Below are 15,152 nucleotides of genomic sequence, written 5' to 3' on the forward strand. Positions count from 1 at the left end.
GCTGTTCCTTCCTGCTACAGTTTATTACGCTTCGTCGCCGAACCAGCAAATATTACGGGCAGCCATAATCAGCTCACCGGCTTTTTCGTCGGTCAACCCTTCGATATCAGCCAGATCATCAATGCCCTGCTCAGCGAGATCTTCCAGCGTACAAACACCACGGGCAGCCAGTTTGAATGCCAGGTCGCGACCCAATCCTTCCAGATTCAGCAGATCGTCAGACGGTTTGTTATCACCAAGGCTTTCTTCCTGGGCCAGTGCCAGAGTGGTCAGTGCGTTTTTGGCACGCTCGCGCAGCGCTTCAACGGTCGGTTCATCCAGCCCGTCGATTTCCAGCAGTTCTTTCATTGGCACGTAGGCCAGTTCTTCCAGCGTCGCGAAGCCTTCTTCAACCAGTACGGTTGCGAACTCTTCATCAATATCGAGATATTTGGTGAAAGTATCGATCGCTGCATGTGCTTCAGCCTGATGCTTAGCCTGCAAGTCATCAACCGTCATCACGTTAAGTTCCCAGCCGCTCAGTTGCGCAGCCAGACGGACGTTCTGACCATTACGTCCGATCGCCTGAGCCAGATTACCGGCTTCAACAGCGATATCCATGGTGTGTTTATCTTCATCCACCACGATAGAAGCGACGTCTGCTGGCGCCATCGCGTTAATCACGAACTGCGCCGGGTTATCATCCCACAGGACGATATCGATACGCTCGCCGCCCAGTTCAGTAGAAACGGCCTGAACGCGCGCACCACGCATACCCACACAGGCGCCGACCGGATCGATACGCTTGTCGTTGGTTTTCACCGCGATTTTCGCACGGGAACCCGGATCGCGGGCCGCCGCTTTAATTTCGATGACTTCTTCGCCGATTTCCGGTACTTCGATACGGAACAGCTCGATCAGCATTTCCGGTTTGGAACGCGTCACAAACAGTTGCGCACCGCGCGCTTCCGGGCGAACGGAGTACAGAACGCCACGAATACGGTCGCCAGGACGGAAGTTTTCGCGCGGCAGCATATCTTCACGCAGGATCACGGCTTCAGCATTGCTGCCCAGATCCAAAGAGATGTTGTCGCGGTTTACTTTCTTCACCACGCCGGTGATGATTTCGCCTTCGTGCTCGCGGAACTGATCGACCACCATCGCACGCTCGGCTTCACGAACTTTCTGTACGATAACCTGTTTTGCCGTCTGGGTGGTGATACGGTCAAAGGTGACAGATTCAATCTGATCTTCAACGTAGTCGCCCAGGTTCAGGCTTTCGTCTTCAAAACGCGCCGCTTCCAGCGTAATTTCTTTTGTCGGCAGCGTGACTTCTTCTACGATTAACCAACGACGGAAGGTATCGAAATCACCGCTTTTACGATCGATTTGTACGCGAACATCGATCTCTTGTTCGTATTTTTTCTTCGTTGCTGTAGCCAGCGCACTTTCCAGCGCTTCAAAAATCTTCTCGCGTGGCAGCGCTTTCTCATTGGAAACGGCTTCAACAACGGCCAAAATTTCTTTGTTCATCGCGGGCTTTTCACCTCAATCCAGACTATTAAAAGTGGGGAACCAGGTTCGCCTTCTGGATATTACTCAGCGCGAACACTTCATCTTTACCTTCGACTGTGACAGTGATCATTTCACCGTCAACCGCTTTGATAACGCCCTGCCATTTACGACGGTTTTGTACCGCCATACGAAGTACCAGCGTCACTTCTTCACCCAGGAAACGCGCGTAGTGCTCAGCCGTGAACATAGGACGGTCGAGACCTGGCGAGGAGACTTCCAGGTTGTATGCCACAGTGATGGGATCTTCGACATCCAGCACCGCACTCACCTGGTGACTCACATCAGCACAATCATCAACATTGATGCCATCTTCACTATCAATATAGATGCGCAGTGTGGATGTGCGACCGCGAATAAATTCGATGCCGACCAGTTCGTAACCTAAGGCTTCAACTGGCGCTGTAATCATCTCTGTTAATTTTTGCTCTAATGTGGACAAGCCCACCCCCAAGACATAAAAAAAGGGCCTAAAGCCCAGTTATTCTGTAGTCAGATAACAAAAAACCCCGATAAATCGGGGCTTTAGATAACTGAACCCTATAACCGCAACTGCGGTCTGGAGAACCTTCCGAAAGAATTTTTTTCAAATCCAGCTACGAAGGCCTAAGTCTTCACAGTATATTTGAAAAAGAACTCTAAGGGAAAGTGGTTGCGGGGGCCGGATTTGAACCGACGACCTTCGGGTTATGAGCCCGACGAGCTACCAGGCTGCTCCACCCCGCGCCTGAAACGTGGCAAATTTTACTCGCTTTGGGTAAAAGATGCAAATACTGCTGGGATTTGGTACCGAGGACGGGACGTAAAATCTGCGCGTATTATATTGATTCAATATGCGATATGTCAACCGCGTTAATAATATGCACATGAATGAATACTAACCCGGCCTCCGTTAAGAAACCGTACCAGTCAGGAAAGAAGCCACCCCATACCGTTTTTTAACGAAATTATCACTAAACTCTTCCTGTCATCCGTAAAAGATGATTAAATGAAAACTCACTTATTTTGCATAAAAATGCACTGAGAGCAGAAAACCGATCTCTTCATCAGTCTATCAAGCAGGGTTTTATTTATGACGACGATTCTCAAGCATCTTCCGGTAGGTCAACGTATTGGTATCGCTTTTTCCGGCGGCCTGGACACCAGTGCTGCACTGCTGTGGATGCGACAAAAAGGCGCTGTCCCTTATGCATATACTGCGAATCTGGGTCAGCCGGATGAGGATGACTATGACGCCATTCCTCGTCGCGCAATGGAATACGGCGCAGAGAACGCTCGCCTGATTGATTGCCGTAAACAGCTGGTTGCCGAAGGGATCGCCGCGATCCAGTGCGGCGCTTTCCATAACACCACCGGCGGACTGACCTATTTCAACACCACGCCGCTGGGCCGCGCCGTTACCGGCACGATGCTGGTCGCCGCGATGAAGGAAGATGGTGTTAACATCTGGGGCGACGGCAGTACCTATAAAGGAAACGACATCGAGCGTTTCTACCGTTACGGCCTGTTGACCAACGCGGAGCTACAGATTTACAAACCGTGGCTGGATACCGACTTTATTGATGAGCTGGGCGGTCGTCATGAGATGTCCGAGTTTATGATTGCCTGCGGTTTCGACTACAAGATGTCCGTCGAAAAGGCCTATTCCACTGACTCCAACATGCTCGGCGCGACCCATGAAGCCAAAGATCTGGAATTCCTGAACTCCAGCGTCAAGATCGTCAATCCAATCATGGGCGTCAAGTTCTGGGATGAAAACGTGAAAATCCCGGCGGAAGAAGTTACCGTGCGCTTTGAACAGGGGCATCCTGTCGCGTTGAACGGTAAGACCTTCAGCGATGATGTTGAACTGATGCTGGAAGCCAACCGTATCGGCGGCCGTCACGGTCTGGGTATGAGCGATCAGATTGAGAACCGTATCATCGAAGCGAAGAGCCGGGGTATCTATGAAGCGCCGGGGATGGCGCTGCTGCATATTGCCTACGAGCGTCTGCTGACCGGCATCCACAACGAAGACACGATCGAGCAGTATCATGCGCATGGCCGTCAGTTAGGCCGACTGCTGTATCAGGGCCGCTGGTTTGACTCCCAGGCGCTGATGCTGCGTGACGGTCTGCAACGTTGGGTGGCCAGCCAGATTACCGGTGAAGTCACGCTGGAGCTGCGTCGTGGTAACGACTACTCGATCCTGAATACCGTCTCTGACAATCTGACCTACAAACCAGAGCGTCTGACGATGGAAAAAGGAGACTCCGTGTTCTCGCCGGATGACCGTATCGGTCAGTTGACGATGCGCAACCTGGATATCACCGATACGCGTGAAAAACTGTTTGGTTATGCGCAGTCAGGCCTGCTTTCCGCCTCTTCCGCTACGGGTTTGCCGCAGGTTGAGAATCTGGAAAACAAAGGCAAGTAAGTTAACGGACAACGATTAAAGGCCGCGTAAGCGGCCTTTTTTGGGCGGTGTAGGCCTGATAAACAAAGTGCCATCAGGCACATTACGTAACATGTCGGATGGCGGCGTAAACGCCTTATCCAACCGACAAAAACAAAGTCTATAACCCCCGCGAGATACAGACGAAAAAAAAGACGCTTTTCAGCGTCTTTCTTTCGGAATATTGGTACCGAGGACGGGACTTGAACCCGTAAGCCCTATTGGGCACTACCACCTCAAGGTAGCGTGTCTACCAATTCCACCACCTCGGCACGGAAATCTTAGTGTGGGATATCGCTGCTCGGCTGTGCCGGTGCAACTGGCTGAGTCTGCTCGGTTTTTGCCGGAGCGCTCAGATTTTCCCACTCACTTCCTTTATTGGTCTTGTTGCTGTTGATATTGCCCAGCGCCAGACTGATGATGAAGAACAGCGTTGCCAGCACAGCCGTCATACGGGTCATGAAGTTACCAGAACCACTTGAACCAAACAGCGTAGCGGAAGCGCCTGCTCCAAAGGAGGCTCCCATATCAGCGCCTTTACCTTGCTGTAGCATGATCAAGCCTACCAGGCCAATTGCCACAATAAGGAAAACTACCAAAAGAGCTTCGTACATAATCAACCTGTTCCTTGCGGAGTTGCCGCATACCAATGCTTCAACCAATAAAGCGGGATAATTTACTGTTTCCCACTGAAGCGGGTGTGAATACTAACCAAAGCGAATGACCTTCGCAAGGGCAATTTTAGTGCATTGTATCAACTGCGGAAAAAAACAGCAAAAAGGTCTTTTTCCTGCAACAAAAAGGCGGCAAACGCCGCCTTTTTAGTCACTTATCACCAGGATTAAACCGCTTTTACGGCATCCGCAATACGATGAGCAAACTCAGTAACCTGCGCTTCATCCTCGCCTTCTACCATTACGCGAATTAACGGTTCAGTACCGGACTTACGCAGCAGCACGCGACCACGATTTCCCAGCGCCGCTTCGACTTCCGCCGTCACAGCCTTAACGTTGTCATTCTCCAGCGGATCGCCGCTACCGGCTGCATAACGTACGTTAACCAGAATCTGCGGGAACATTTTCATGCCGCTGCACAAATCGTGCAGACTCATGTGGTTACGCACCATCGCCGCCAGAACCTGTAGCCCCGCGACAATACCGTCACCGGTGGTGGTTTTATCCAGCAGAATAACGTGGCCGGAGTTTTCCGCCCCAATACGCCAGCCTTTTTCTTGCAGTTTTTCCAGCACGTAGCGGTCGCCGACTTTAGCACGCGCGAACGGAATGCCCAGCTGTTTCAACGCCAGCTCCAGGCCCATGTTGCTCATCAGCGTACCGACTGCGCCACCGCGCAGTTGACCCTGACGCAAACCTTCGCGGGCGATGATATACATGATCTGATCGCCATCGACTTTATTCCCTTCATGGTCAACCATGATCACGCGATCGCCGTCGCCGTCCAGCGCGATCCCTAAATCGGCTTTCTCCGCGATCACGCGCGCCTGTAGCGCACGCACATCCGTAGCGCCGACTTCTTCATTAATATTGACGCCGTTCGGCTCACAGCCAATCGCAATGACATTCGCACCCAGTTCACGCAGGACGTTCGGTGCAATGTGATAGGTCGCGCCGTTGGCGCAATCCACAACAATCTTCAGCTCATTCAGGCTCAGTTCGTTCGGGAACGTACCTTTGCAGAACTCAATGTAGCGCCCCGCAGCATCCACAATACGGCTGGCTTTACCCAGCTCTGAGGAATCCACGCAGGTGATCTCTTTTTCCATCTCTGCTTCAATAGCCTCTTCAACTTCATCAGGCAGTTTGGTGCCGTCAATGGAGAAGAATTTAATCCCGTTGTCATAAAACGGGTTATGCGAAGCGGAGATAACGATCCCGGCCTCTGCACGGAAGGTTCGGGTCAGGTAAGCCACCGCAGGCGTCGGCATCGGGCCGGTAAAAGAGGCAGACAATCCCGCCGCCGCCAGACCGGCTTCCAGCGCAGACTCCAGCATATAGCCAGAAATACGCGTGTCTTTACCGATAATGATTTTACGTGAACCATGACGCGCCAGCACTTTCCCTGCGGCCCAGCCCAGCTTAAGCACAAAGTCAGGAGTAATGGGCGCATCGCCTACACGACCACGGATCCCATCGGTGCCAAAATATTTACGATTACTCATAGCGTTTATTTTCCTTTGCAGACAGGGTGGCTTCTACCACACGCATCGCTTCTACGGTTTCTTTAACGTCATGGACACGAATGATATGCGCCCCCTGCATTGCGGCGATAACCGCACACGCCAGGCTCCCGCTCAAACGATCGGAGGGCCCGACGTTGAGCAACTGACCAATCATCGATTTACGTGACATTCCCACCAGCAGCGGCAGGTTAAAATGATGAAACTCCGCCAGACGTGCCAGTAACGTATAGTTATGGGAGAGATTTTTACCGAAACCGAATCCCGGGTCGAGCAACAATTTCTCTTTTGCGATGCCAGCCCTTTCACAGCGTGCTATTTGGTCAATAAAGTAGCGATTGACCTCCGCAAAAACGTCTTCGTACTTTGGCGCTTCCTGCATTGTTTTAGGCTGCCCTTGCATATGCATCAGGCAGACCGGTAAACCAGTCTCAGCCGCCGCCTCAAGCGCGCCCGGTTCAGAGAGGGAGCGAATGTCGTTGATGATGTGAGCGCCCACTCTTGCCGATTCCCGAATCACCTCCGGTTTTGAGGTATCCACTGAAATCCATACCTCAAAACGCTGGGCGATGGACTCAACTACCGGGATCACGCGTTCCAGTTCTTCTTCAACGCTGACATCCGCCGCGCCAGGTCGCGTTGATTCGCCGCCGACATCAATAATCGTCGCTCCGGCGTTAATCATCAGATTAGCGTGCTTCACCGCCTCCACCAGCGTATTGTGCGTCCCGCCATCGGAGAAAGAATCCGGCGTGACGTTCAGGATGCCCATTACGTGTGGGTGAGAGAGATCCAGCGTGGAGCCCTGGGCGAAGAGTTTCATAGCTAATCCTTCTGATGTTATTTCAAATATAAAAAACCCCGGAGCAAGCCCCAGGGTTTCGGTGAAGCAGAGTCATCAATAACAGATAACTTATTTGTCGCCTAACTGCTCTGACATGGTGTTGCCTGGGTTCGGCGTACGCGGTTCATCAACCGGGCGCGGCGCACGAGGCGTGCCATTGTTGTCAGAGTTGTTGGTGCCGTTCGGATCTTCCCAGCCAGCCGGCGGGCGAACTTCGCGGCGCGCCATCAGGTCATCAATCTGCGGCGCATCGATGGTCTCATACTTCATGAGCGCATCTTTCATTGCATGCAGGATGTCCATATTGTCATTCAGGATCTGACGAGCACGATTGTAGTTACGTTCAATCAGCGCTTTCACTTCCTGGTCGATGATACGCGCGGTTTCATCAGACATGTGTTTGGCTTTCGCAACGCTACGCCCCAGGAACACTTCACCCTCTTCCTCTGCATACAGCAGCGGACCGAGCTTATCGGAGAAGCCCCACTGGGTGACCATGTTACGCGCCAGGTTAGTCGCGACTTTAATGTCGTTCGACGCACCGGTAGAAACATGCTCTACGCCATAGATGATCTCTTCCGCCAGACGACCGCCGTACAACGTGGAGATCTGGCTTTCCAGTTTCTGACGGCTGGCGCTAATCGCGTCGCCTTCAGGCAGGAAGAAGGTCACACCCAGCGCACGACCGCGCGGAATAATCGTCACTTTATGCACCGGATCGTGCTCTGGAACAAGGCGACCAATAATCGCATGGCCTGCTTCGTGGTAAGCGGTAGATTCTTTCTGCGCTTCCGTCATCACCATGGAGCGGCGTTCCGCACCCATCATGATTTTGTCTTTCGCTTTCTCGAACTCAACCATGGATACCACACGCTTGTTGCCACGGGCAGCAAACAGTGCCGCTTCGTTCACAAGGTTCGCCAGATCGGCGCCAGAGAAGCCTGGCGTGCCGCGTGCGATGATTGCCGCATCGATATCCGGCGCCAGCGGTACGCGACGCATATGCACTTTCAGGATCTGCTCACGACCACGCACGTCTGGCAGACCTACCACGACCTGACGGTCGAAACGGCCAGGACGCAGCAGCGCAGGGTCAAGTACGTCTGGACGGTTAGTCGCCGCGATAACGATGATACCTTCGTTACCTTCAAAGCCGTCCATCTCAACCAGCATCTGGTTCAATGTCTGTTCACGTTCATCATGACCGCCGCCCAGACCCGCGCCACGCTGGCGGCCTACGGCGTCGATTTCATCGATGAAGATAATGCACGGCGCCGCTTTCTTAGCCTGTTCGAACATGTCACGCACACGAGATGCGCCAACACCGACGAACATTTCGACAAAGTCAGAACCGGAAATCGTAAAGAACGGGACTTTCGCTTCGCCTGCGATAGCTTTCGCCAGCAGGGTTTTACCCGTACCCGGAGGACCGACCATCAGGACGCCTTTCGGGATTTTACCGCCCAGCTTCTGGAAGCGGCTTGGTTCACGCAGATACTCGACCAGCTCAGCCACTTCTTCTTTCGCTTCGTCACAACCTGCGACATCGGCAAAAGTGGTTTTGATCTGATCTTCCGTCAGCATGCGCGCTTTACTCTTACCGAACGACATGGCGCCTTTGCCACCGCCGCCCTGCATCTGACGCATGAAGAAGATCCAGACGCCGATCAGCAACAGCATCGGGAACCAGGAAATAAAGATTGAAGCCAGCAGGCTCGGCTCTTCAGGTGGTTCGCCAACAACCTTGACGTTTTTGGTCAGCAGGTTATCAAGCAGCTTCGGATCGTTAACCGGAATGTAGGTCGTGTAACGGTTACTATCTTTCTTGGTAACGTTGATCTCACGTCCGTTGATACGCGCTTCACGAACCTGGTCCTGGTTGACCTCTTGCAGGAAGGTAGAGTAATCCACCTTACGGCCATTAGACTCGCTGGGCCCAAAGCTCTGGAATACTGACATCAGCACAACGGCAATGACCAGCCAGAGTATTAGGTTTTTCGCCATGTCACTCAAGGGATTAACCTCTTATTACAACTGTGTTAAAAACAGCGTCAGGATACTCTATATCCAGCTTCTTTCAAACTTTCGTCTGAAATCCCCCGGTTATGGTTTTCGCCCGGTCGCTACAATATACACTTCGCGTGAACGCGCACGCGAAGAGTCCGGCTTACGAACTTTAACCTTCGTAAACAGGGAGCGAATTTCCCTTAGGTACTCATCGAAACCTTCGCCCTGGAACACCTTCACTACAAAACTTCCACCTGGCGCCAGCACATCACGACACATTTCTAACGCCAGTTCCACCAGATACATGGCGCGGGGGATATCCACCGCCGGTGTTCCGCTCATGTTTGGTGCCATATCTGACATGACAACTTGTACTTTACTGTCACCCACGCGTTCCAGCAGCGCTTTCATAACAAGTTCATCACGAAAATCGCCCTGAAGAAAGTCCACACCAACGATAGGATCCATAGGTAAAAGATCGCAAGCGATGATACGGCCTTTGCCGCCAATCTGCGTGACCACATACTGTGACCAGCCTCCCGGCGCAGCACCGAGGTCGACAACCGTCATCCCCGGCTTAAAAAGTTTGTCACTTTGCTGTATTTCATCAAGTTTAAACCAGGCACGGGAACGTAACCCCTTTTTCTGCGCCTGTTGAACATATTTATCGCTAAAGTGTTCCTGAAGCCAGCGACTCGAGCTGGCAGAACGCTTTTTACCTGTCATTTAACTTTCCCATCGGGGCAATTCATCGTTACCCGTAGCGTAAATTTTTACGCGCTCATTTGGTGATATATGGGAGATGGCGGTAGAATGACCCGTTTTCAATCCCAACGTAAGCAAAAATATACGATGAATCTGAGTACTAAACAAAAACAGCACCTGAAAGGTCTGGCACATCCGCTCAAGCCGGTAGTTATGCTTGGCAACAATGGTTTGACCGAAGGGGTACTGGCCGAGATTGAACAAGCGTTAGAGCACCATGAACTTATCAAGGTGAAGATCGCCTCGGAAGATCGCGAAACCAAAACCTTGATCGTGGAAGCTATCGTACGCGAAACCGGCGCCTGTAACGTACAGGTCATCGGTAAAACGCTGGTACTTTATCGCCCAACTAAAGAACGTAAAATCTCGCTGCCACGCTAAGAATATCCTAAAGTCGAACACAAAATCTGTGTAAAACGAGGGGTTTTCCGCAAGCAGGAGAGCAAAATGCCACGCTCTCTTCGTTGATAAAAGGCCGCATAGCGGCCTTTTTCCTTTCTTTACAATACATCAACATCTTGAGTATTGGGTAATTCTTACAGGTATTCCACCTTAATCACTTCGTATTCCACTTCGCCGCCAGGCGTTTTGATGGTCACGACGTCATCCTGCTCTTTGCCAACCAGGCCGCGCGCGATAGGTGAATTCACGGAAATCAGGTTCTGTTTAAAATCCGCTTCGTCATCGCCGACAATACGCCAGGTCTGCTCTTCATCGTTATCGAGATTCAGAACAGTTACCGTTGCGCCGAAAACAACACGTCCGTTGTTCGGCATCTTCGTCACGTCGATCACCTGCGCATTCGACAGCTTCGCCTCGATATCCTTGATACGTCCTTCGCAGAAACCCTGCTGTTCACGCGCAGCGTGATACTCGGCGTTCTCTTTCAGGTCGCCATGCTCACGCGCTTCCGCGATAGCGGCGATGATTTCAGGACGGCGCACAGATTTCAGAAAATCCAGCTCTTCGCGCAGTTTTTCGGCACCACGTAAAGTCATCGGAATAGCTTGCATTTGTTATACCTCTTGAACATTCCTGTAGGGGGTGATTGACCCCACCTCGGCTGCTAAGCCTGCTCCGGTATGCGTTCTACCAAAGCCAGAAGCAAAAAAATACCGACCCGGGTACAAAGCCCCAGGTCAGCTACAATTCTCAATTTGATACGTATTTTACCCTGGAGTTCCCTATGGGTCATCGTTTACTTTCCAGGGCATTGCGCCGTAGTATGACGGCTTGTTTCCAGGTTGTTAGCGCGAGATTATGCGATTTTCCAGATTTATCATCGGATTGACCACCAGTATAGCGTTCAGCGTCCAGGCCGCGAATGTTGATGAATACATCAATCAGCTCCCTGATGGGGCCAACCTTGCTTTCATGGCTCAGAAGGTCGGCGCGTCCACGCCCGCGATTGATTACCATAGCCAGCAGATGGCGCTGCCCGCCAGTACGCAAAAAGTGATCACGGCCCTCGCGGCATTGATTCAGCTCGGCCCCGATTTTCGTTTTACCACCACGCTGGAGACAAAAGGCAACGTGGACAATGGCGTCTTAAAAGGGGACTTAGTGGCGCGATTTGGTGCCGATCCGACGCTAAAACGCCAGGATATTCGCAATATGGTCGCAACGCTGAAAAAATCCGGCGTGACGCAAATTGCGGGAAATGTGCTCATCGACACCTCCATTTTCGCCAGCCATGATAAAGCGCCAGGCTGGCCCTGGAATGACATGACGCAATGTTTTAGCGCACCACCCGCAGCCGCCATTGTCGATCGCAACTGCTTTTCCATCTCCCTCTACAGCGCGCAAAAACCGAATGACTTAGCGTATATTCGCGTGGCGTCCTATTACCCGGTGACTATGTTCAGTCAGGTTCGCACCCTCCCACGCGGCTCTGCGGAAGCGCAATACTGTGAGCTGGATGTCGTTCCTGGGGATTTAAACCGCTTCACGCTGACAGGCTGTCTGCCGCAGCGCGCCGAACCGTTACCGCTGGCCTTCGCCATTCAGGACGGCGCCAGCTATGCCGGAGCAATCCTGAAAGACGAGTTAAAACAAGCAGGTATTACCTACAGCGGTACGCTGTTACGCCAGACGCAGGCCAACGAACCCGGAACGGTGGTTGCCAGCAAGCAGTCTGCGCCGCTGCATGATTTGCTTAAGATTATGCTGAAAAAATCGGACAACATGATTGCCGATACCGTCTTTCGCATGATCGGCCACGCACGCTTCAACGTTCCCGGCACATGGCGGGCGGGATCTGATGCCGTACGCCAGATCCTGCGTCAACAGGCTGGCGTTGATATTGGCAATACCATCATTGCTGACGGTTCGGGCCTCTCTCGCCACAACCTGATTGCCCCGGCCACCATGATGCAGGTGCTGCAATACATCGCCCAACACGACAACGAGCTGAACTTTATCTCCATGCTGCCGCTGGCGGGATATGACGGCTCTCTGCAATACCGTGCGGGTCTGCATCAGGCTGGGGTCGATGGTAAAGTTTCGGCGAAAACAGGCTCGCTGCAAGGGGTCTATAATCTGGCGGGATTTATTACAACGGCAAGTGGGCAACGGATGGCGTTTGTTCAGTATCTTTCCGGGTATGCCGTTACGCCAGCTGACCAGCGCAATCGTCGTATTCCGTTAGTACGTTTTGAAAGCCGGTTGTACAAAGATCTTTATCAGAACAACTAGGTGAGGATAGTGCCGGATGGCGCTTACGCTTATCCGGCCTACACACTAGATGGGTCATTTAATTGCCGGATGGCGGCGCTTTGCGCCTTATCCGGCCTACTATCCGTAAGCCCGGTAAGCGTAAGCACCACCGGGCATTTGAACCATATTAACGCTTGTAGATGAACTCGACGCCTTCTTCGTCGTCTTCGTCCCAGTCGTCATCCCAGTCATCTTCCGCTTCATCTTCGACTTCAGCGAGCTGCTGACGGTGATAATCGTCCCACATGAACTCCACTTTCTCCGGCTGCTTCGCTTCATCAGCCTGAACGATGGGGTTCTCAATGATAAAGGTCATCACATCCCAGCAAAGATCTTTCACGCCAGTCTGGCTGGCAGCGGAAATCATGTAGTACTTATCTTCCCAGCCCAGCGCCTGCGCGATAGCTTTCGCTTTTTCTTCCGCTTCGGCCTGGTCCAGCAAATCAATTTTGTTGAACACTAACCAGCGCGGCTTAGCAGCCAGATCCTGACTGTATTTTTCCAGTTCGCCGATAATGATACGGGCGTTTTCCACCGGATCGGAACCGTCGATCGGATCGATATCAATAAGGTGCAGCAGTACGCGGCAACGTTCCAGGTGCTTCAGGAAGCGAATCCCCAGACCCGCGCCTTCCGCCGCACCTTCAATCAGCCCCGGAATATCGGCAACCACAAAGCTCTTTTCGTTGTCCATACGCACAACGCCAAGGCTCGGCACCAGAGTGGTAAACGGATAGTCCGCCACTTTCGGTTTTGCCGCAGATACCGCGCGGATAAAGGTTGATTTACCGGCGTTTGGCATACCCAGCATACCCACGTCCGCCAGCAGCATCAGCTCCAGCATCAAATCGCGCTTATCGCCCGGCGTACCCATCGTTTTCTGACGCGGAGTACGGTTAACAGAGGACTTAAAGCGGGTATTGCCCAGGCCGTGCCAGCCGCCTTTGGCAACCATCAGACGCTGACCGTGTTTGGTCATATCGCCCATGGTTTCGCCGGTGCCCTGATCGATAACACGCGTACCGACAGGCACTTTGATCGTGACATCTTTCCCACGTTTACCGGTGCAGTCACGGCTTGCGCCATTCTGACCACGTTCAGCGCGGAACGATTTTTCAAAGCGGTAATCGATCAGCGTGTTCAGGTTTTCGTCGGCTTCCAGCCAGACGTCGCCGCCATCGCCGCCATCACCGCCATCCGGGCCGCCTTTCGGGATGTATTTTTCGCGGCGGAAGCTCACGCAACCATTACCGCCATCGCCAGCAACGACCAGAATCGATGCTTCATCAACAAACTTCATTTTACTCTCCGTAAATCATTCGCCTGAGCGGGGTTGCGAAACCACCGTTTCATGCTTGCGTAAACCGCCCCAAATACGATGACCAATGGCGGAATACATCGCGCCCGCAACCACGACAAACGCACCGAGATAACCTAAAAGGTTTAACATCGGTCTGGCGAAGAAATCGGGCCAGGCCATAGATAATAGATCTGAAAATAACAGCGTAAACAGCGGAGTGAGCGTGATTAACGCACTTACCTGCGCTGCCTGCCAACGCGCCATCGCTTCCGCCAGGGCGCCATATCCTACCAGCGTATTCAGCCCACAGAAAATCAAACACGCGAGCTGCCAGTCGCTTAACTGCGAGATAACCCCCGGCTTCGCCAGCGGCAATAACGCAATCGTACATAAAGTGTACAGTAAAAACAGGATCTGCTGTGAGGCCAGACGACGCAATAACACCTTTTGCGCGACGCCATAACTCACCCAGACCGTCGCCGCACCGACCCCAAAGATCACACCCCAGGTGTAATCGGTCAGTTTGGTAAAAATCTCGACCAGACTGGTATTAAAGAACATCACCAGCCCACAAAGCAGCATGAGCGCGCCAATCACCTGCGTGCCGCGCATCTTTTCTTTCAAAATAAAGACGCTGGCGACCATCATGCCAACCGGTGACAGCTGACCGATAACCTGCGATGCCGTCGGACTCAAATATTGCAGGGAAGAGCTGAACAGGATGAAATTCCCGAAAAGTCCACCTGTTGCAATCGCCAGCAACACCAGCCAGCGCGGTTTGCGAAAAATACGCAATGGCGGGAGCTTTCTTTTAACTGCCAGGATCGCGCCAAGGCCGATACTCGCCATTAAAAAGCGATAGAAGACAATGGTTGGAGGTTCCATCACCTCCAGCACCTGCTTCATTGCAATTGGCAAAGCGCCCCAACACATTGCAGTGGTGAGTGCTAAAAGGATGCCAATGCCAGCCTGCTGCTTCATGCCCGTTTTCCCTACAAGAAAATTTTCCGGGTTTTCAATGTAAAAAGCCCCGCAACACGTTGCGGGGCTTTAATCCGTTACCGGACCACGAAGAACTTACTCAGCAACGATGCTGATGTATTTACGGTTGTTCGGGCCTTTAACTTCGAATTTCACTTTACCGTCTGCTTTAGCAAACAGAGTGTGGTCACGACCGCAACCTACGTTAGTACCAGCGTGGAATTTGGTGCCACGTTGACGAACGATGATGCTACCCGCCAGAACGGTTTCGCCACCGAAACGCTTAACGCCCAGGCGTTTAGCTTCTGAATCGCGACCGTTACGAGTTGAGCCGCCAGCCTTTTTATGTGCCATTTAA

At 52.4% G+C, this 15,152-nt stretch carries 14 protein-coding genes and 2 tRNA genes; 3 read left to right on the forward strand and 13 right to left on the reverse strand.

The genetic code is table 11. The features are described from left to right. Positions 1-24: 24 nt before the first annotated feature. From nusA to OGV50_RS09885, 3 genes are all read right to left on the reverse strand, one after another. A complete protein-coding gene (gene nusA / locus OGV50_RS09875; protein WP_012135303.1) occupies positions 25-1,512 on the reverse strand; it encodes a transcription termination factor NusA in 1,488 nt (495 codons plus the stop codon). 28 nt (positions 1,513-1,540) lie between these two features. Beyond that, a complete protein-coding gene (rimP, locus tag OGV50_RS09880; RefSeq protein ID WP_012135304.1) occupies positions 1,541-1,993 on the reverse strand; it encodes a ribosome maturation factor RimP in 453 nt (150 codons plus the stop codon). Between the two features lie 207 nt (positions 1,994-2,200). After that, positions 2,201-2,277 (reverse strand) — tRNA-Met (locus OGV50_RS09885). Between the two features lie 346 nt (positions 2,278-2,623). On the opposite strand from OGV50_RS09885, the gene argG reads away from it, so the two are divergent. Next, complete coding sequence (gene argG / locus OGV50_RS09890) at positions 2,624-3,967, forward strand: argininosuccinate synthase (RefSeq protein ID WP_012135306.1); 1,344 nt, start codon at positions 2,624-2,626, stop codon at positions 3,965-3,967. Between the two features lie 203 nt (positions 3,968-4,170). Here the strand turns inward: argG and OGV50_RS09895 are convergent. From OGV50_RS09895 to rlmE, 6 genes are all read right to left on the reverse strand, one after another. Continuing rightward, positions 4,171-4,257 (reverse strand) — tRNA-Leu (locus OGV50_RS09895). 9 nt (positions 4,258-4,266) lie between these two features. After that, complete coding sequence (secG, locus tag OGV50_RS09900; protein WP_012135307.1) at positions 4,267-4,599, reverse strand: preprotein translocase subunit SecG; 333 nt, start codon at positions 4,597-4,599, stop codon at positions 4,267-4,269. A 227-nt stretch (positions 4,600-4,826) separates the two neighbouring features. After that, positions 4,827-6,164, reverse strand: coding sequence for a phosphoglucosamine mutase (gene glmM / locus OGV50_RS09905; protein ID WP_012135308.1), 1,338 nt, complete (start codon positions 6,162-6,164; stop codon positions 4,827-4,829). Beyond that, positions 6,157-7,005 (reverse strand): dihydropteroate synthase, encoded by an 849-nt coding sequence (folP, locus tag OGV50_RS09910; RefSeq protein ID WP_058668151.1) that lies wholly within the window; start codon positions 7,003-7,005, stop codon positions 6,157-6,159. The genes glmM and folP overlap by 8 nt, the downstream gene beginning before the upstream one ends. Positions 7,006-7,095: 90 nt before the next feature. Next, on the reverse strand, positions 7,096-9,030 hold the full coding sequence (gene ftsH / locus OGV50_RS09915; RefSeq protein WP_012135310.1) for an ATP-dependent zinc metalloprotease FtsH: 1,935 nt from the start codon (positions 9,028-9,030) through the stop codon (positions 7,096-7,098). A 99-nt stretch (positions 9,031-9,129) separates the two neighbouring features. After that, complete coding sequence (gene rlmE, locus OGV50_RS09920; RefSeq protein WP_000145975.1) at positions 9,130-9,759, reverse strand: 23S rRNA (uridine(2552)-2'-O)-methyltransferase RlmE; 630 nt, start codon at positions 9,757-9,759, stop codon at positions 9,130-9,132. Between the two features lie 126 nt (positions 9,760-9,885). Here rlmE and yhbY point away from each other — a divergent pair, with 126 nt between their 5' ends. Then, positions 9,886-10,179: a ribosome assembly RNA-binding protein YhbY gene (gene yhbY, locus OGV50_RS09925; RefSeq protein ID WP_004139797.1), complete on the forward strand. Its 294-nt coding sequence runs from the start codon at positions 9,886-9,888 to the stop codon at positions 10,177-10,179. 155 nt (positions 10,180-10,334) lie between these two features. Here the strand turns inward: yhbY and greA are convergent, their stop codons facing one another. Beyond that, positions 10,335-10,811, reverse strand: a complete 477-nt coding sequence (gene greA, locus OGV50_RS09930; protein WP_012135312.1) for a transcription elongation factor GreA — start codon at positions 10,809-10,811, stop codon at positions 10,335-10,337. Between the two features lie 247 nt (positions 10,812-11,058). Between greA and dacB the strand changes: the two genes are divergently transcribed. Continuing rightward, on the forward strand, positions 11,059-12,492 hold the full coding sequence (dacB, locus tag OGV50_RS09935; RefSeq protein WP_012135313.1) for a serine-type D-Ala-D-Ala carboxypeptidase: 1,434 nt from the start codon (positions 11,059-11,061) through the stop codon (positions 12,490-12,492). 148 nt (positions 12,493-12,640) lie between these two features. Here dacB and cgtA read toward each other — a convergent pair whose 3' ends face one another. The 3 genes from cgtA to rpmA form a co-directional block, all read right to left on the reverse strand. Continuing rightward, positions 12,641-13,813, reverse strand: a complete 1,173-nt coding sequence (gene cgtA / locus OGV50_RS09940; RefSeq protein ID WP_012135316.1) for an Obg family GTPase CgtA — start codon at positions 13,811-13,813, stop codon at positions 12,641-12,643. Between the two features lie 15 nt (positions 13,814-13,828). Beyond that, complete coding sequence (locus OGV50_RS09945) at positions 13,829-14,794, reverse strand: DMT family transporter (RefSeq protein ID WP_012135318.1); 966 nt, start codon at positions 14,792-14,794, stop codon at positions 13,829-13,831. A 96-nt stretch (positions 14,795-14,890) separates the two neighbouring features. Continuing rightward, positions 14,891-15,148 carry a 50S ribosomal protein L27 gene (rpmA, locus tag OGV50_RS09950; RefSeq protein WP_012135319.1) on the reverse strand — a complete coding sequence of 86 codons (258 nt, stop codon included), beginning with the start codon at positions 15,146-15,148 and terminating at the stop codon, positions 14,891-14,893. Positions 15,149-15,152: the final 4 nt, after the last annotated feature.

Origin of the sequence: Citrobacter sp. CK180 (assembly GCF_030333655.1) — a bacterium.
GTDB lineage: Bacteria > Pseudomonadota > Gammaproteobacteria > Enterobacterales > Enterobacteriaceae > Citrobacter_B > Citrobacter_B koseri.